Here is a 17,879-nt window from a genome sequence, read left to right as displayed (position 1 = left end):
TAATAATTAATAGTAAAATAATAATAATTGAGATATAGAATATGGCACTACAACCTTTGAGCTCGTTAGTAACGCAACTTTCTTCGCAACCTATTATATTTGTTGGTGGTAAAGGTGGGGTAGGTAAGACCACTACCGCAGCAGCACTTGCCAGTCATTATGCTACTCAGCAAAAAAAAACGCTGATCATTTCAACCGATCCCGCGCATAGCTTAGGTGATGTATTAAACGTACGCCTGAACAATGAAAAAACGGCTATCACGCCTTACCTTGATGCTATCGAGTTGAATCCTGACATCATCGTTGATGCTCACTTTGTACAAGTCGAGCGTACCATTAAGGCTTATACCAACCCTGATATGATGCCTAAAATTCGTGAGCATCTGCGTCTTTCAAAGTCAGCTCCAGGGGCTCAGGAAGCGGCAATGTTAGAGTCGATGTGTCAACACTTAGTAGCGGCAGCCGATGCTGGTTATGACCATATTATTTTTGATACGGCACCCACAGGGCATACTTTACGTTTATTGGTGTTGCCTGAAATGATGGGTGCGTGGACGGATGGGCTTTTGGCGCAGCAGCGGCGGCAAGCTAAATTGCGTTCGGTTGCCACTCACTTAGATACTAATACCAGTAAGGCTAAAGCTAGTAATGATAAAAAAGACGTACCGAACCCGTTTGCCAAGCACAAACCAGATCGCTGGGAGCAAGCAGTATCAGTGTTAGAAAAACGCAAAGAGTTGTTTCGTCAGGCAGGGCAGCTACTCCATGACCGCGCGCAAACGGCAATTGTGCAAGTAATGACTGCTGATGTATTACCTTTAGCAGAAACCCAGCGTGCCATTCAGCAATTAGAGGAAACTAAGCTCACGCCAGCGGCAATCGTAGTCAATCAGCTGATCATACCGACACAAAAGGATGAGTTCTGGCAACAACGTGCCGATAGACAGCAAAAACTAATGGGTGATATCGAGCAAAGCTTTACTGACTACCCTGTATATCCGATCTACCTACAGCAAACGGATGTACGAGGGACTGAGGCGTTAAGCGCATTATTAACCTAAGATACTAAGTAAGTGATTAAAGTAACCTATTAACTTAGCAGCAACACGTTGTTTTATGACCGTTCGCGCTTACTTGATTTAAGTTTGCGTGATTCTAGCCTACGTGACTAAAGTTTGCGTGATAATGACCAAGCCGCATCAGTACGCAAACTTTGTGCTTGCTCAGACTTGCCACTGCTCAATGACGACCATTGTGGCTTACCCCGTGCTTTTTTGAGCTCACTGGGTAGCTTATGTGTTGGCCACGGAGTTATTAGAGTAGTGTCATCAACAGTATGTTCATCATCAATATGATTGTCACCGTCATGGCCGCTGTTTTGCTTAGTGCTATCTTGCTCACCGCTATACAACATTTGGGTGGCATCAGTAGCAGCGTGTCCACGATGGCGTAGGGCGGTGAGTAGATCTATCGCGCGAGTAGCCAGCAAGGTTATTGTAGCAGGGTCAATGTATAAACGCTTAACCCCCGTGATTTTATCGGCAATACTGCTGGTATTAGACAATAACCCGCCAGCGATACCGCCCAATGCAGCGCCCAACCCCAATGTTGTGCCTAAAGCAGCAGCATCAAACCCTAATCCCAATAAAGCACCAGCAGCAGCGCCTGAAGTCGTACGAATACCATAGCTCTTAAGCAATTCGGGGTCAAAGGGGTCTTGCTGATAGGCTTGTAGCTCAAGCGGGGTTGCTGCTACCGCATTGTCATAAAACTTATATGAATTTAACAGCTTGTTCTGCATAGCACGCTCACTTTGACGTACCGCTTCTTGCATCTGCTGTAATATCGGTAGCGGGTCATCATCATCGCTAATCTCGCGAACAAAGGCGGCGACATTTAATAAGAAGTCTGCAATGATAATGTTGGCTTCATCATATAACTCAGCCCAATCCTCAGTTCGGCGTTGCATCAACTGCTCGAGCATTTCTGCATGAGTAAGCATGGTTGCCAAGTTTTGCCACAGTCGTATTTCATCTGAAAACTCAAAAGCTACGGAATCAAAACGGGTTGAAATATGCAAGTTACGACGTGCCAGCATGGTCTGCCACTCATCGATATTGGCATCTTGGCTGTCCGTGAAGTTAAATACGGGCATGACAGGAATCGCTGCCCATGACAAAATAGCCAATTCGTCCCTATACTTACCCAGTACCGGCTCCCGCGCATCTACCACATAAATGGCCATATCACTTGCCAGCAGCTGCCGGATAACCTTTGCCTCTTGGCTATAGTCATCGTATCCATGATCGTCTAATCTGTCAGCACCGTTAGCACCAGACGCAATATCTGCTGCCAAAAATTGTTGTAAACGCTCAATACCATCTCGACGACTGGCGGTATTATCCTCTAACCAATCCATCAATCCGGAGGCATCTTCCAATCCGGGTGTATCATATAAAGCCACCAATACTTCACCCGTTTGACTGTCGGTCAGCTGAGCACGCTCAACATGGCGAGTGGTCGCAGCTTCGTTCTTCACTTCACCAAAATATACATCACGTAGTAGGGTGCGCAATACTGAGGTCTTGCCAGTATTGGTATGGCCAACGACTGCTAACTTTAAAGGTTCACCACTGGCAATGGTAGTTTTATTACGGGATTTATGTTCCATTGTCGATGAGGAATGATTGCCATCAGCAGTGTTAACTGTCTTTTGGTTTTTATCAATATTGATAGACGGCTCTTTATTTAAACGGTCTGTATCTGCCAATGGTGCCTGCTCATGATTTGGTGCAGACAGCGCAGAATAGGCCTTATCCGCAAAGAGACTTTTCGGCGGATTGGCATTGTTGTTATTCATGCCCACATCTTTATTATCATCACGATTCATAATAGTGTCTTACATTATTAGTATTAAAAGTTAAAAGTCTTATTAAAGGTTAGCTTAAGTAAGAAAATAGCACCAATTGAAGGCTGAACACAGATATGTTTGGTGTTAAACCGTACCTAGTGGGCTAAATAGCACTTTAGGATTATTTTTAAGTCCTTTTGTCTGAAAGAATCGCTGCCAAATGCAATAGAACACCGAAAATATTAATCTAAAAATATTATTATGACTGGCTTCGCCAACGGCACCATAAGCGACAGTATTATTAATGGAATCTTCTTCCGCGTATGTACCAAACCAGCGATCAAAAATAATAATGACCCCGCCATAGTTTTAGTCGATATAATTACCATTGGTACCTTGATGGGCGCGGTGATTGGATGGGCTATCAAAAACGTATTCGACCCATTTTGGGAACTTACCCACAGTTTCGGTATGAATAAAAAATTGATAAATTAAATACTAGGTTTTAATTGTTATTTACTAAGCCAATTTTTCGCGCAGAAAGAGCCGTTTGCCATTGTTGCTGACGAATAGCTTGTGATGATGTCAATTCTGTCTCTGATACAGGCGTATTAGGAACATTATCGTTGCTTAATAGCTGCACAATCAAGCCATGCTTGGCATGAGTGGCAATTTGGTCTAATTTTCGTAGCGTCCCGCGATCTGGTAGCGCTTTATTATGAATGCCTAATAACACCTGTACGGGATGGGTATCTAAATAAGCCGTTAAACGTGCCATATCATCGCGATCATCAACAATACCAAAATCCTCTACCTCGTCTGTGCGGTAATCATTATCGGTAGCTATTAAATCTGTCTGCCACCAAGTTTCTGTATTAGAGGGATACTCAAGTAGCGCTACTAGCTTCTTGCCAGCGCTAACGGTCGCTTTTGGTGCTACTGGCGCGGCGACCTCAGTGAAGTCATCCGCATCCACCACTTGACGCTGCCAGAAATTTAGGATTTTTTGATAATAGGGTAGCTTGATATCTAAGCGAATTTTTTTACGACGAAACATCAGCGCACAAAACGCCCATGCTATCGCGCGCGGTACGATGCCATACATCAGTAGACTACCGACCAGTAAGCTTGCCCATTGCCTTGCTACCGATAAGGGCAGGGCATCAGTCACTAAGCGACTTTGTACAATGGCGGTATTATTAGGCACATCAAAACCCATCATACTGGGTAACCAGCCCAGTACGTGGGTGAGGGTGATGAGGGCCTGATCAGATAATAATGTCGATTCCCAGCTAAAACTATACTGCCGTACGATTAACAAAAATATAATGGCAAAAAGCATACCCGTTAAGGTCGCAAGCCACAACTGATGGCTGAATTTTCCTAGATACCAGCGCATTCCACTATGCTGGAGTTGCTGCTCATATAAGCCAACCGCCGCTTGCGTGATATCGTCTTTACCGCGAATCAAGTGACTTGGGCTCACAAAACTTGCAAACCAGTTTGAGGACTGCTTGCCCTGATTCATCAGTGTCAATACTAGCCAGCCAACCAACATAATGGTATGAAAACCTAGCAGACAGACCAATACATAAAAGAAATTGACCACATTGGTCTGTAGTAAAGTAAATAAACCCAGAAAACCTGATACGCACCAGACGACGCTCATGACCATCATGATGCCTTTGATACGTCCATCAATCTTACCCAACACCCGTGCCAGCGCACCATTACTATCAATACGCGTGGCTCGCCGATGCAGCTTTTGAATAGGTGACCCGTCTTCTACTTGCAATTTTTCGGTGACCAGTAGCGGATCGGTTGCAAAGACGTGCTGCTGTATTTCAAGAGTTCGTACCAGCTCAGTCAGTTGGTCTTGGGGCGATAGCATGATGAGGTAATATCCGTATAAAAGCGTTCGGTTAAAGGGTGAATAGAGGCTATTGGGTATTGTAGCGCATTTCACAGCACTATTATTTTGGCATTAATGTCACATCAGTCGATACATACTCCAAAGTCCCAACAATTGCATCGGAATATTCACAACAGCACACATGGTAAATGTTAAAAAATTAAGTCAAAATAGAGCAACAGCCTATTATAGATAATAGCCTATAAACAACAGTACAAGAGGGAAGGATGCCTTATGAACATTAAAACTTATCTGATCATTGGCGGTACCGGTGGTATCGGACAAGCAATGGTCAAACAATTGGTAGCGAGTGCAGCCAGCGAGAAAAACAACAGTGTTCGGGTGTTCGCCACTTATCATCGCAGCGTGCCTGCTTTTGAGGCAGAAAATTTACACTGGCTCCAAATGGATGTCAGTGATGAGGACAGTATCAAGCAGGCGGCTGAGATTATTGGACAACAGAGCACGCATCTCGATTGGATTATCAACTGTGTGGGGTTACTGCATACCGAGCAATCGCAACCAGAAAAAGCGCTCAGACAAGTTGAAGCCGAGTTCTTCTTACAAAATATGCAAGTTAATGCCTTAGCCGGCCTACTTATTGCTAAGCATTTAAAGCCGTTACTGACCAAAGCAGAGCGAAGTATTGACCAGCCAGCGATATTCGCGACTATCTCAGCACGTGTGGGCAGTATTAGTGATAACCAAATGGGCGGTTGGTATAGCTACCGAATGAGTAAAGCGGCGTTAAATATGGGTATGAAAAATCTTAGTATTGAATGGGGAAGGTCGCTCAAAAATGTCTGCGTGGTGGTCATGCAGCCGGGAACGGTAAATACCCAACTGTCCGCACCCTTCCAAGGAAATGTCGCTGATGGACATTTATTCTCGCCAGCCTATAGCGCTGAATGCTTATTAGAAGTGCTGGCCAGCATGACCGCTACCCAATCAGGCAGTTTCGTTGATTGGGCAGGTGAGTCGATACCTTGGTAGCTGTTAGGTTGACTGACCGTTAAAAGCTGTCTAAATGCCCGGATTGTTTATTAACAAGCCGGGCATTTATTCATACCAATCAGTTAGTAACAAACATATCCATAAATTCATTCACTGGCGTTTGTTCTAACTGCGCTTGGTCGTCACATAGCGCGAAAATTTCCTCACAACGACTGTCTATAAAACGCGTGGCAAGATTGGCTTGGAATTTGGCCTCTAGTACCGGTAGACCTTCCTCACGGCGTCGTTTGTGGCCGATAGGGTATTCAACAGCGACCTTATCGGTACTGGTGCCATCTTTAAAGAATATTTGAATGGCGTTAGCAATCGAGCGCTTACTGGGGTCATGGTAATCTTTCGAATAACGCGTATCTTCTTCCACGACCATTTTGCTACGCAGCTCATCGATTGATAGATGCTGTTCATGATAGTCATCTTCGTAGTTTTCTGCCATAAGATCACCCGTTAGCAGGGGCACGGCAACCATATATTGTAAACAGTGGTCGCGATCGGCAGGATTGGCCAGCGCCCCTTCTTTCGAGATGATGCGAATAGCTGAATCATGAGTGGTCAGTACAATTTTTTCGATATCGTCAATTCTATCTTCGATTCGTGGGTGCAAAATTACTGCGGCCTCGCACGCGGTCTGCGCATGGAACTCAGCCGGAAAGCTTATCTTAAATAAGATGTTTTCCATCACGTAACTACCAAAGTCTCGTTGAAAGGTAAAGCGACGTTCGTTTTCAGGCTTAGTAGCTAAGTCTTTATTGGTATGGCTAAACAGCACATCATAAAATCCCCACTGCGGCGCTGTTAGTGCCCCTGGGATTCCCATCTCGCCGCGTTTAGTAATGTCTACTAAGCGCACAGCTCGACTGGTGGCGTCGCCTGCCGCCCATGATTTGCGACTACCGGCATTGGGCGCATGACGATAAGTACGTAGTGCTTGACCATCGACGATAGCTTGTGAGATCGCCGCCATCATGCGTTCGCGTGGCAGCTCATATAGCTTGGCGACCACCGCAGTTGATGCCAATTTGACTAAGAACACATGATCTAAGCCAACGCGGTTAAAGGAGTTATCTAACGCCAATATTCCTTGAATCTCGTGCGCCATAATCATGGCCTCAAGCACGGTCTTCATGGTAAGCGCAGCGCGTCCTTGGCTGACGTTTTTCTGACTGATATAATCGGCTACCGCTAAAATACCGCCTAAGTTATCTGAGGGATGTCCCCATTCAGCAGCAAGCCAAGTGTCGTTATAATCTAGCCAGCGCACCATACAACCAATATCAAAGGCGGCTTTAATGGGGTCAAGTCGATGAGAGGTACCGGGAACACGCGCACCATTAGGCGTGATTTGATCGTCACAATCGGGCCCCAAATGCTTGGTACATTCTGGAAACCGTAGCGCGAGTAGGCCGCAGCCTAGAGTATCCATCAGACAGTAGCGTGCCGTACTCCATGCCACATCACTGTTAGGAGAGTCGTCATCTATAGAATAATTTAAGACATAATCGGCAATTTTTTGAATCTCGGTGTCATATTCTGGGCGGACGTTACTTTCTACTGTCATTTTTCCTGTGTCAGTCATGGTTATATCCTTTTCCTTAAGTGAGTTGTCCTACCTATTATTTTACAATTACTATTTTACGGCTACTACTGATAATTATTACTATATAAAAGGTAACATACTCTATGTAAAACAACAGTGAGATAGTGTACAACGACGAGGATGAATTATTCATTTATCAGTTAATAGCCGTAACGTTTTAATTAAACTATTTGAGCTTCTCGTTTGTCCAAAACCATGTGAATATGCTCAACACTCTATTCGTTAAAAGCCGTTTAAACCATTAAGTAAATCAAACCTGCGATGAATAAAAGGGCTAACACCAACAGCAGAAAACTCAGAATATTGCTGGTACTTGAACCCTGTTTTTTCACTTTAACTTTTTTGACTATAAATAAAACCATCTTCACATGTTCAATACCATCTTCAAGATAGAATTCGCCTTCAGGAACAAACCCTAATGACTCATAGAAGCGGATCAGATAGGTCTGTGCTGAGATTATAATAGGTCTTTTTTTACCGAATTTTTTATGACAGTAGGCAATAGCCTGAGTCATAATTCGCCGTGCTAAGCCATTACCTCGATGTTCTGACAATACTAATACTCTACCTATAGCAGGCACAGATGAATTGGCTGAAAACTTGTTGGCAGAGTCAGCTACTGAAAGATTAGATCTCATCTTATTGAATTCAGGAGGAATGATTCGGCAGTAACCGACAAGGGCTTCATTTTGATGAGCGATAAAATGTAGACAATCAAAATCCACTTCATCCATATCTTGATAAGCACAATTTTGTTCAACCACAAATACTTGCGAGCGTGCTTTTAAAATATGATATAGATCAACTGAAGTCAGCTCATCAAAGGTTTTTATAGAAAATTCAAAGGACATAATTAAGGGGCTTCTAACAATGGAATGGAAGTAGTAAGGGTGGTAAATGACTTTTAAAACGACGGACATTATACGATGTTTGACTGTCTCAACATCTTTTTAGCCTCTATTAACTGTTTAAGGTTTGATAGATAAAGTTTGGCTGATTTTATCCAAATTCAAACTATCAGACATAGCGCTGAATATCTCAAAATACTTGCCGCGTTTATTATACAACTCTTCATGAGTACCAGTCTCAACCACACAGCCGTTCTCTATCACGACTAAGTCATCAGCATCGATAATTTGGGCAATATTATGTGAGACCATAATCACCGTACGGTCTTTTTTAATCAAATCCAAGCTTTTTTTGACTTGTTGACTGGCGATTGCATCAAGGCTCGCAGTTGGCTCATCCAAAAACACAATCGGTGGATCCTTTAAAAACATCCTAGCCAAAGCAATACGCTGCTGCTGACCGCCTGATAAAGACTTGGCTTCGCTCTCATAACTATTAGCTAAAGATACGACTTGCTCATGAATAGAGGCTTTTTTGGCAGCAACAATAATGTCCTCAGTGCTGGCATTTATATCACCATAACGGATATTTTCACTGATAGTCCCTGAGAAAATATGATTGCTTTGTAACACCAACCCTATGCGCTGACGCAACTCATGAGTATCGCAATCTACCAAATCATGTCCATCTAAGCATATCGTGCCAGCATCTGGCTCATAGAACTTCACCAGTAAACTAATAATCGTACTTTTACCAGCGCCGCTTAAGCCAACCAATGCCGTAATGCGATTGGGTTTGATGGTAAAGCTGACGTCTTTTAATGCTTGCGTGCCATTAGGATAAGTAAAATCGACATTTTTGAGTTCGATATGACCTTTTAGATCTTTGCTACTTATCCCGTCTATATTTTCAACTTGTTCCTCATCTTCTAATATCTCAAAAAAACCTTCGGCATAGGTCAATGCGTTATTGATTTGGTCATAGATACGATGTAATTGACGGATAGGGGCGGCGACATTTTGAAAGAGTAACACATGAAATAAAATCATCCCGATGGTCATCTCACCTTTTAATACAAAGTAGGCGGTCAGTACGATAATCACCACCACACCAATTTGCTCAATAAACGTCTTTATGGCGTCATAAATAAAACCTATGCTGCGAATTCTAAGCTGATTGTCAGTCATCTCTTTTTGAATCTTTAAGTGCTTCTCAGCCTCGATAGACTCACGGACAAAGGACTTGACCACACTAATCGAGTTAATCAGTGAAATGACCAAGCCACCTTTGGCCTCCCTAAACCCGCGCATCTGTCTACGGTAGCCTTGCAAGCGCCGTGCTTGTTTTTGACTGATAAAGAAATATATCGGTATGATAATAAGACCAACTAGACCAATCCAAAAGTTGGTCAAAAACATAATAATCAGCGATACAAAGGCACTGGCAAACAGCGGCAGCATATCAATAAAGAAGTTTTGCACTAAGCTGGTGAGACTACTGACACCATAATCAATACGAGTTTGCAACTTACCGCTGTCGTTATCCTGACTGGTATAAAAGGCCATACGGTATGTGAGGATGCGCTCGATAATACGTTGTGATAAATCGCGTGATAGATTAATACGAATTTTTTCACCAAAGTAGCGTTGTCCAAAAGAGATAAATATTGATAACACCTCTTTGGTTAATAGAACAACGCTAATGATACCTAACATCCGCAAACCTGCCTGCCAAGGGTCAGCTAAGGTCGCAATCTCGGTTAAGGTATCTACGGTATAACGCAATACAAAAGCGTTGACCTGCGCGGTAAATGAGCCAAACACCGTTAAGATTAGCGTGGCGATAATTAAGGTTTTGTAAGGCGCGGCAAATACCGCCAGCTTTTTTAGAATATCCCACAGCAAAGCCCGGCGCTCAGTTTTTTTGAGTGGAGGCTTATTTGGGAATGGCTTATCTAAGGACACGCGGCTCGGTTGGGTAGAATTTGGCATAGAATTAATATAAAAAGTTAGATTTATATTTTAAAACAAATGCTACTTTTTTGGGTCCTTAGACTTGTTAATTTTTTGGCTAATTTGTTCAACTTAGTAGTGTTAAGAACGTATATTTCATTAAGGTTCTCTTCTTCACTAATAGCTGGTCTAAATTAAAAAGCATCCGCTGGCACAAATACTTCACCAACCATAATCCGACGTGCTGAACGGCTCATCGAAACTTTTTTGGCTTGCCAGCGTCCATCGACTTGTTCGGTCTTGCCGCCAACCAGTAATGTACCAGAGGGATGACCAAAGCGCACCTCAGATAACTGTTTTGTGGATTGGCCAGCGCCTGCTGCGGCTTGATTGACCAGTGTCCCTTGAGTCGTCGCTGCTGCGGCAATCGCTACTGCTGCTGTGCCCATCATGGCATGGTGCAATTGACCCATACTCATCGCCCTCACGACCAAATCAATATCGTCGGCATTGACTGTCTTACCACTGGACGCGGTGTAACTTTGAGCAGGAGCGACCCAAGCAAGTTTGGGGATATGTTGGCTTGCCTGCGCCTCACTTACGTCTTTGAACAATCCCATAGCGACACCGCCAAGCGCGCGAATGGTCTCAAATTTGGTAAGTAAATCAGCATTACTATTAATATCACTCTGTAGCTCAGTACCCGTGAGGCCCAAGTCTTCAGCCTTCAAGAAAACAGTAGGGATTCCGGCATTGATAAAGGTCGCCTTTACACTATCAGCGCTCAAGCCACAGTTAGGGACATCAAAATCATCGACTAGATTTCCGGTAGGAAACATGTCGCTGGTGGCGTCAACAGGGTCGATAAATTCAATTTTAACCTCGGCGGCTGGGAAGGTAACGCCATCCAATTCAAAGTCGCCAGTTTCTTGTACCTGTACGTTTTGATGCTCATCTGTATACACAGGAACGTGAGCAATAATAGTCTTACCGATGTTCTCTTGCCAAATTCGAACCGCACAGATGCCGTTAGTAGGAATGCGGTCGGCTGCTACTAGTCCCATATTAATAGCACAAGCGCCAACCGCTGCCGTTAAGTTGCCACAGTTTCCGCCCCAATCAATCATGGGCTTAGCAATATTAACTTGTCCAAAAAGATAGGTCACGTCGTGGTCGTCGCTAGATGGTTCAGATAAAATAACGGTCTTTGAGGTACTAGAGCTGCCATTACCTAAGCCATCTATTTGCTTACCATAAGGATCTGGGCTACCGATCACGCGTAATAAGAAGTTATCACGGGCTTGACCTGCTTCCTGACAGCGTTCCGGTAAATCAGACAGTTTAAAGAAAGTACCTTTTGAAGTACCACCGCGCATATAAGTCGCTGGGACAGAGATTTGTGGGGCGAAAGATTGTTTTGGTTTAGAATTTGATTGGGTCATTAGAAGAAGTCCTTTTTATGCTTATGATTTTTTTGGTAATATAGAATGATATTAGTTGTTTCATTTAAGGTGAGAGCATTATGACAATAGAAAATTCGACACATACAATACCTACAACGCTAGCAGAGCCAAACGTAGATTCAGCGACTATTAATCAGATTATGGAGGGCAATCCAGATTTATCGTATGAGTTCGTTAGTCAGTTATTATTTGCTCAGGCAGAAGTTGATGCTGGTAAGGTTGAGCCATATGAGTTTTAGAACGTAAAGCCATCTCTACAAGCCTACAGCTAATAATGATACCGACACGAAATAACGGTCAGGTAGTTGTCATCGACCGCATAAACCAACCGATTAGCCTCATCGATACGCCGTGACCAAAACCCCGATAGATTTTCCTTTAACGGTTCAGGTTTACCAATACCTTCAAAAGGCGTGCGCATACAGTCCGTTATGAGTTTGTTGATACGTTTTAGCGTTTTTTTATCTTGCGTCTGCCAATATAAATAATCCTTCCACGCGGCGTCCGTCCACGCTAATTGCTTACTCATGGTTTCTCACTCATAGTGTCACTTAAATTAACCATCAATTAAGCGTCTTCGGTATTGGCGTTGTCGACATTAACATCAATATCGTCGGTATCATCAGCTAGCTCATGCACTATTGTCTTACCAGCTTGATACTGAGCAATAGATTTTGCCAAATGGGCAGCATTGGCAGGGGACTTTAATAAATAGACCGTTTCCATCAGGCTATTATAGTAATCAAGTGACATTACCACCGCATCATCAGCATCACGACGGGTAACGATAGTGGCGTTAGCATCATCATTTACCGTATCTAAAACGGCTTTTAAGTGCTTTCTAGCTTCTGAAAAGCTAATAACTCTCATAATAGGCTCCGTTACTTGTACCGTTAATAGTACATGTTACGTTATTTACGAGTAAATCTCAATATAATTAGCTTAATATCCTTAGATAGAAAAAGAGCCAGTGCCATATAAACTAACTATACAGCATCGACTCTTTTATGATTTGTACTGTTATTTCAGTAAACGCTTAAGCAATATCTAAAGTGCCATCGATAAACTCTTTGGCAAAGCGCTGTAACATCCCGCCAGCGTTATACATTTTTACTTCATCAGCAGTATCTAAACGGCAGATTATTGGTACCTCAGTGATGCTACCATCAGTACGGTGAATAACTAAGGTCATGAGCCCGCCAGCGGATACTTCGCCAGTGACATCAAACACTTCTGAGCCATCAATGTTTAAAGTATGACGGTTTACGCCTTCTTCAAACTGGAGTGGTAGCGCGCCCATACCGACTAAGTTTTGGCGATGGATACGCTCAAAGTCCTCAGCAACCACCGTTTCTACCCCAGCTAAACGCACACCTTTAGCAGCCCAGTCTCGGCTCGAGCCTTGGCCATAGCCGTCACCTGCGATGATGATAAGTGGCTGTTCGCGGTTCATGTAGGTTTCAATCGCCTCCCACATGCGCATGACTTGGCCTTCAGGTTCAACCTTGGCCAGTGAGCCTTGGATAATATCGCCTTTATCGTCGCGTACCATTTCATTAAGCAATTTCGGATTGGCAAAAGTCGCACGCTGAGCGGTTAAGTGATCACCGCGATGGGTGGCGTACGAGTTATAGTCCTCGCTTGGTAAGCCCATGGTATCAAGATATTCACCAGCGGCTGAATCACCCAAGATAGCGTTCGACGGTGACATATGGTCGGTCGTGATGTTATCACCGAGTACTGCTAATGGACGCATACCAGACAATGCGTTTTTCTTCGCCATTTTGCCTTCCCAATAGGGCGGACGACGTATATAAGTAGTCTGATCACGCCAGTTATATAATGGGCTTAGAGCTTTACCCGTGTCTTTTTTGGCCTCATCAAACATCGGAATATAGACGGCATTGAACTGTTCGGGCTTCACCGCTTCTGCCACGATAGCATCCACTTCGTCATCGTCGAACCAGATATCTTTTAGGTAAACCTCATTGCCATCTTGGTCTTGGCCTAATGAATCTTTTTCGATATCAAAGCGAATGTTACCCGCGATAGCATAAGCGATAACCAGAGGCGGTGACGCTAAGAATGCTTGCTTGGCGTACGGATGGATACGTCCATCAAAGTTACGGTTACCCGATAATACGGCAGTAGTGAACAAGTCATTATCAATGATTTCTTTTTCGATATCAGGATCAAGCGCGCCACTCATACCATTACAAGTGGTACAAGCAAAGCCGACCACATCAAAGCCTATTTGCTGCATCTCAGACATCAGACCTGCTTCTTCTAGGTACATTTTTACGGTTTTAGAACCAGGGGCCAGTGATGTTTTTACCCAAGATTTGCGTAATAAGCCTTTTGCATTGGCGTTACGGGCGACTAGACCAGCTGCAACCATATTGCGCGGGTTAGAGGTATTGGTACAGCTGGTAATGGCAGCAATGATAACCGCACCATCTGGCATCATGCCTTCTTTGGGCTCAGGTAATTTTTCATCAGCGCCGTGGGCAATACCTTTGGCAACCAAATCAGTGGTTGAAACCCTTGCATGCGGACGCGAAGGGCCAGCGAGGTTACGTACTACTGCTGACAAGTCAAACTCAAGTACGCGCGCATACTCAGCTTTTTCCATGCCATCAGCCCATAGGCCGGTTTGTTTGGCATACTGCTCGACCAGTTTGATTTGCGGTTCACTACGGCCCGTTAGGCGTAAATAATCGATGGTTTGCTCATCAATATAGAACATAGCTGCCGTGGCGCCATATTCAGGGGTCATATTAGAGATAGAAGCGCGATCACCAACGGTCAGCTGGCGGGCACCATCACCGAAGAACTCAATATAGGTCGAAACCACGCCTTCATCGCGTAGGAATTCGGTCATGGCAAGTACTAAATCGGTACCGGTAACGCCATTTTGTACTTTACCCGTTAGCTTAACGCCCACGAAGTCAGGAAGACGCATATACGATGGGTTTCCTAGCATAACGCTTTCAGCTTCTAGACCGCCAACACCGATAGAGATAACACCTAACGCATCAACCATGGGGGTATGACTGTCAGTACCAACGAGCGTGTCAGCAAAGGCCACTTCACGACCGTCTCTACCTTTTACTACTTGTACAACTGGTGACATTTTCTCTAAGTTGATTTGGTGCATGATGCCGTTACCGGGCGGTACGACGTTGACGTTATCAAAAGCATACTCGCACCAGTTGATAAAGTGAAAGCGGTCATCATTACGACGCTCTTCAATCGCACGATTTTTCTCAAATGCATTTTCTTCAAAGCCGGCATGTTCAACCGCAAGCGAATGATCAACGATTAATTGTGTTGGGACAATGGGGTTAACCTGAGAGGGGTCACCACCTTGCTCAGCGATAGCATCACGAAGTCCAGCTAAGTCAACAAAGGCAGTCTGGCCTAAAATATCATGACAAACCACACGAGCCGGGTACCAAGGAAAATCAAGATCTTGCTTACCCTGAATGTGCTGGGTCAATGCTGCGGTCAAGTCTTCAGGTGGGCAACGACGAACCAAGTTTTCACACAGTACTTTTGATGAGTACGGTAGTTTGTCATACGCGCCCACTTCGATATTTTCGACGGCTTCGCGGGTATCGAAGTAATACAGGTCAGTATCGGGTAGTGGCTTTTTGAATTGCTCATTCATGGGCTGAATTAGGTTGTCCATAGAGTACCTTTGGCTGTTGGCTGGTTAAACTGAGGGTTAAGTTCAATAAGAAAGGGTGATTCTTTTAGCAAAATCATTGTTATGCCGTTGTTGTTCTAAATGTTGCTGTCATTAACGTGATAGTCATCAGTAATGCTGGCAGGCTTTGCTAAAAAAACTTTTTGAAAATTGAAAATAAGTGTAGGGTGCGCAGAGCACACCCTACAAATCTAAAACTAAAAAATATTAACGCTCACTCATATCTGGTACAGAGCGTAGTTCTTCGCCGATATATTCCGCACTTGGGCGAATGATACGGTTATTGGCACGCTGCTCAAATACATGAGATGCCCAGCCTGTAAGACGCGAGATAACAAAGATTGGCGTGAACAGTTTGGTGGGAATACCCATGAAATGATAAGCTGAAGCATGGAAAAAATCAGCATTACAGAATAATTTCTTCTCGCGCCACATGACTTCTTCACAGCGCACAGATACGGGATACAATACCTCATCACCTACGTCTGCGGCTAATTTTTCAGCCCAACCTTTGATGACTACGTTACGCGGATCTGAGTCGCTATAGATCGCATGACCAAAGCCCATGATTTTGTCTTTACGTGCCAGCATGCCCATCATTTCTTTTTCAGCTTCATCAGGTGAGCTAAAGCCTTCAATCATATCCATAGCCGCCTCATTAGCGCCGCCATGTAAAGGACCACGTAGTGAACCAATCGCGCCGGTAATACAAGAATGGATATCAGATAGAGTAGAGGCACAGACACGCGCGGTAAAGGTTGAGGCGTTGAATTCGTGCTCAGCATACAAGATAAGGGATACGTTCATCACCTTGGTATGTAGCTCATTTGGCTTCTCGCCTTTAAGCAAATGTAAGAAGTGACCGCCCATGGTGTCATCGTCAGTTTCAGTTTCGATACGCACATCATCATGGGTAAAGCGATACCAGTAGTTAATGATTGATGGGAAAACCGCCAGCATACGATCTGCTTGGTCGTTTTCTTCATCGAAACTCATTTCAGTTTCAAGGTTACCCAGCATCGAACAACCTGTACGCAACACATCCATTGGATGCGCGTCAGCAGGGATGCGTTCAAGCACGTCTTTTAGCGGCTGTGATAGACCACGTAGGCCTTTAAGTTTGGTTTGATAAGCATCAAGCTCACTTTGTGTAGGCAGATTGCCATAAAGTAAAAGATAAGCGACTTCTTCAAAAATGCACTTATCTGCTAATTCTGACACATCGTAACCGCGGTAAGTTAAGCCTGAGCCTGATTTTCCAACAGTAGATAAAGCGGTCTTGCCAGCGACTTGACCGCGTAAGCCTGCGCCTGAAAGTTCTTTTTGTGCTGCCATGATAAATTCCTTTTGGTGGTAGCTTGTTGTTAAGTGATTGTTTTAAGCAATGATGCTAAGTAATAGCGGTAACTGTAAAGCCGTAAAAGATATGGTTTACTTGTTATCAGCAAACAGCTTGTCTAAAGTCTGCTCAAATTCATGATAGTTCAGAAAGTCATATAGCTCCATACGAGTCTGCATGGTATCAACGACATTATCTTGCGTGCCGTCAGATAAGATATGTTGGTAAACATTGAGCGCGGCTTTATTCATCGCACGGAATGCAGATAGTGGGTAGAGCACCATGTCCACACCAACGCCATGTAGCTGATCAGTGGTGTAGAGGTCGGTCTGACCAAACTCAGTCATATTAGCTAGTACTGGGATATCAAGCACGTCAGTGAATTTACGGTACATCTCGATATCGGTTAAGGCTTCAGCGAAAATCATATCTGCGCCAGCTTCTTGAAAGGCAACAGCACGTTCAACAGCGGCATCAAGTCCTTCGACAGATAGGGCGTCCGTACGTGCCATCACTACAAAGTCTTTATTAACTTTGGCATCAAGGGCCGCTTTTAAACGGTCAACCATCTCTGAGATGCTAACGATTTCTTTATTGGGACGATGACCACAGCGCTTTTGTGCCACTTGGTCTTCAATATGTACCGCTGCGACGCCGGCTTTTTCCATCTTTTTGACGGTCTGAGCAATATTAAACGCGCCACCAAAACCGGTATCGATATCAACCAACAACGGCGTATCAACGGCATCGGTAATCCGGCGAGCATCTTCTAATACATTATCAAGGCTGGTCATACCCAAATCAGGTAAACCAAATGAGGCATTGGCCACGCCAGCACCAGAGAGATATATCGCTTGATGACCGGCTTGGGTCGCCATCATAGCGGTATAGGCGTTAATCGTACCGACAATTTGTAGAGGGAGATTGTTATCATTTTTTTGTTTGATTGCACTGCGAAAGCGCGCGCCAGCTGATGGTAAGGTCATGCGAGAATCCTTGCGTGGAGGGTTTGTCTTATCGTTGTTACCCTTGATTATACTCAGTTATCCATAGTTGCGAAGGAATTTTTGGTACTTAGTCTTTAATATTACTAACTATATAGTTTATCTATAATAATATAATTCATTTATTAAATAGTACTATCCGATATTACGTAGTTTGACCTGTTCATTATTCGTATTGATAGAAGATGAAGT

At 44.0% G+C, this 17,879-nt stretch carries 15 protein-coding genes; 4 read left to right on the top strand and 11 right to left on the bottom strand.

Annotation, left to right across the window (positions count from 1 at the left end):
* Positions 1–41: 41 nt before the first annotated feature.
* Positions 42–1,061, top strand: coding sequence for an ArsA family ATPase (locus JMX97_RS01605; RefSeq protein WP_201554447.1), 1,020 nt, complete (start codon positions 42–44; stop codon positions 1,059–1,061).
* Positions 1,062–1,168: 107 nt separating this feature from the next.
* Here JMX97_RS01605 and JMX97_RS01600 read toward each other — a convergent pair whose 3' ends face one another.
* Positions 1,169–2,671 (bottom strand): DUF3482 domain-containing protein, encoded by a 1,503-nt coding sequence (locus tag JMX97_RS01600; RefSeq protein ID WP_201554564.1) that lies wholly within the window; start codon positions 2,669–2,671, stop codon positions 1,169–1,171.
* Between the two features lie 441 nt (positions 2,672–3,112).
* Here JMX97_RS01600 and JMX97_RS13865 point away from each other — a divergent pair, with 441 nt between their 5' ends.
* Positions 3,113–3,346 carry a hypothetical protein gene (locus JMX97_RS13865; RefSeq protein WP_201554445.1) on the top strand — a complete coding sequence of 78 codons (234 nt, stop codon included), beginning with the start codon at positions 3,113–3,115 and terminating at the stop codon, positions 3,344–3,346.
* 10 nt (positions 3,347–3,356) lie between these two features.
* Here the strand turns inward: JMX97_RS13865 and JMX97_RS01590 are convergent, their stop codons facing one another.
* Positions 3,357–4,742: a DUF2868 domain-containing protein gene (locus tag JMX97_RS01590; protein WP_201554443.1), complete on the bottom strand. Its 1,386-nt coding sequence runs from the start codon at positions 4,740–4,742 to the stop codon at positions 3,357–3,359.
* Between the two features lie 255 nt (positions 4,743–4,997).
* Here JMX97_RS01590 and JMX97_RS01585 point away from each other — a divergent pair, with 255 nt between their 5' ends.
* A complete protein-coding gene (locus JMX97_RS01585; RefSeq protein WP_201554442.1) occupies positions 4,998–5,756 on the top strand; it encodes an SDR family oxidoreductase in 759 nt (252 codons plus the stop codon).
* A 79-nt stretch (positions 5,757–5,835) separates the two neighbouring features.
* On the opposite strand, the gene JMX97_RS01580 is transcribed toward JMX97_RS01585, so the two are convergent.
* The 4 genes from JMX97_RS01580 to prpF all read right to left on the bottom strand — a co-directional run bounded on the left by JMX97_RS01580 (position 5,836) and on the right by prpF (position 11,614).
* Positions 5,836–7,350, bottom strand: coding sequence for a bifunctional 2-methylcitrate dehydratase/aconitate hydratase (locus JMX97_RS01580; RefSeq protein WP_320157734.1), 1,515 nt, complete (start codon positions 7,348–7,350; stop codon positions 5,836–5,838).
* 254 nt (positions 7,351–7,604) lie between these two features.
* Entirely contained in the window at positions 7,605–8,222 is a 618-nt protein-coding gene (locus JMX97_RS01575; protein WP_201554441.1) for a GNAT family N-acetyltransferase, read from the bottom strand.
* 117 nt (positions 8,223–8,339) lie between these two features.
* Positions 8,340–10,211, bottom strand: coding sequence for an ABC transporter ATP-binding protein (locus tag JMX97_RS01570; RefSeq protein ID WP_227671425.1), 1,872 nt, complete (start codon positions 10,209–10,211; stop codon positions 8,340–8,342).
* A gap of 155 nt (positions 10,212–10,366) precedes the next feature.
* Positions 10,367–11,614 carry a 2-methylaconitate cis-trans isomerase PrpF gene (gene prpF / locus JMX97_RS01565; RefSeq protein ID WP_201554439.1) on the bottom strand — a complete coding sequence of 416 codons (1,248 nt, stop codon included), beginning with the start codon at positions 11,612–11,614 and terminating at the stop codon, positions 10,367–10,369.
* An 80-nt stretch (positions 11,615–11,694) separates the two neighbouring features.
* On the opposite strand from prpF, the gene JMX97_RS01560 reads away from it, so the two are divergent.
* Entirely contained in the window at positions 11,695–11,874 is a 180-nt protein-coding gene (locus JMX97_RS01560) for a hypothetical protein (RefSeq protein WP_201554580.1), read from the top strand.
* Positions 11,875–11,903: 29 nt separating this feature from the next.
* Here JMX97_RS01560 and JMX97_RS01555 read toward each other — a convergent pair whose 3' ends face one another.
* The 5 genes from JMX97_RS01555 to prpB form a co-directional block, all read right to left on the bottom strand.
* On the bottom strand, positions 11,904–12,164 hold the full coding sequence (locus JMX97_RS01555; protein WP_201554437.1) for a Txe/YoeB family addiction module toxin: 261 nt from the start codon (positions 12,162–12,164) through the stop codon (positions 11,904–11,906).
* Between the two features lie 38 nt (positions 12,165–12,202).
* Positions 12,203–12,505, bottom strand: coding sequence for a type II toxin-antitoxin system Phd/YefM family antitoxin (locus tag JMX97_RS01550; protein ID WP_201554435.1), 303 nt, complete (start codon positions 12,503–12,505; stop codon positions 12,203–12,205).
* Between the two features lie 166 nt (positions 12,506–12,671).
* Positions 12,672–15,305, bottom strand: coding sequence for a Fe/S-dependent 2-methylisocitrate dehydratase AcnD (gene acnD / locus JMX97_RS01545; protein ID WP_201554545.1), 2,634 nt, complete (start codon positions 15,303–15,305; stop codon positions 12,672–12,674).
* Positions 15,306–15,551: 246 nt separating this feature from the next.
* The gene (gene prpC, locus JMX97_RS01540) at positions 15,552–16,679 is read right to left on the bottom strand and encodes a 2-methylcitrate synthase (protein ID WP_201554433.1); all 1,128 of its coding nucleotides are present in this window, start codon (positions 16,677–16,679) and stop codon (positions 15,552–15,554) included.
* A gap of 96 nt (positions 16,680–16,775) precedes the next feature.
* Positions 16,776–17,669, bottom strand: a complete 894-nt coding sequence (gene prpB / locus JMX97_RS01535) for a methylisocitrate lyase (RefSeq protein WP_201554431.1) — start codon at positions 17,667–17,669, stop codon at positions 16,776–16,778.
* Between the last annotated feature and the right edge of the window lie 210 nt (positions 17,670–17,879).

The sequence above is a fragment of the Psychrobacter sp. 72-O-c genome, assembly GCF_904846605.1.
In the GTDB taxonomy this organism is placed as follows: domain Bacteria; phylum Pseudomonadota; class Gammaproteobacteria; order Pseudomonadales; family Moraxellaceae; genus Psychrobacter.
Note: the sequence above shows the minus strand (reverse complement) of the source record. Positions and strands in the feature narration are given on the sequence as shown.

Coding starts and splice junctions, on each gene's coding strand:
- prpF (WP_201554439.1), bottom strand. CDS start 11,614: ATGACCCAATCAAATTCTAAACCAAAACAATCTTTCGCCCCACAAATC.
- JMX97_RS01585 (WP_201554442.1), top strand. CDS start 4,998: ATGAACATTAAAACTTATCTGATCATTGGCGGTACCGGTGGTATCGGA.
- JMX97_RS01590 (WP_201554443.1), bottom strand. CDS start 4,742: ATGCTATCGCCCCAAGACCAACTGACTGAGCTGGTACGAACTCTTGAA.
- JMX97_RS01575 (WP_201554441.1), bottom strand. CDS start 8,222: ATGTCCTTTGAATTTTCTATAAAAACCTTTGATGAGCTGACTTCAGTT.
- acnD (WP_201554545.1), bottom strand. CDS start 15,305: ATGAATGAGCAATTCAAAAAGCCACTACCCGATACTGACCTGTATTAC.
- JMX97_RS01600 (WP_201554564.1), bottom strand. CDS start 2,671: ATGGAACATAAATCCCGTAATAAAACTACCATTGCCAGTGGTGAACCT.
- JMX97_RS01580 (WP_320157734.1), bottom strand. CDS start 7,350: ATGACTGACACAGGAAAAATGACAGTAGAAAGTAACGTCCGCCCAGAA.
- JMX97_RS01605 (WP_201554447.1), top strand. CDS start 42: ATGGCACTACAACCTTTGAGCTCGTTAGTAACGCAACTTTCTTCGCAA.
- JMX97_RS01550 (WP_201554435.1), bottom strand. CDS start 12,505: ATGAGAGTTATTAGCTTTTCAGAAGCTAGAAAGCACTTAAAAGCCGTT.
- prpB (WP_201554431.1), bottom strand. CDS start 17,669: ATGACCTTACCATCAGCTGGCGCGCGCTTTCGCAGTGCAATCAAACAA.
- JMX97_RS01560 (WP_201554580.1), top strand. CDS start 11,695: ATGACAATAGAAAATTCGACACATACAATACCTACAACGCTAGCAGAG.
- prpC (WP_201554433.1), bottom strand. CDS start 16,679: ATGGCAGCACAAAAAGAACTTTCAGGCGCAGGCTTACGCGGTCAAGTC.
- JMX97_RS01570 (WP_227671425.1), bottom strand. CDS start 10,211: ATGCCAAATTCTACCCAACCGAGCCGCGTGTCCTTAGATAAGCCATTC.
- JMX97_RS01555 (WP_201554437.1), bottom strand. CDS start 12,164: ATGAGTAAGCAATTAGCGTGGACGGACGCCGCGTGGAAGGATTATTTA.
- JMX97_RS13865 (WP_201554445.1), top strand. CDS start 3,113: ATGACTGGCTTCGCCAACGGCACCATAAGCGACAGTATTATTAATGGA.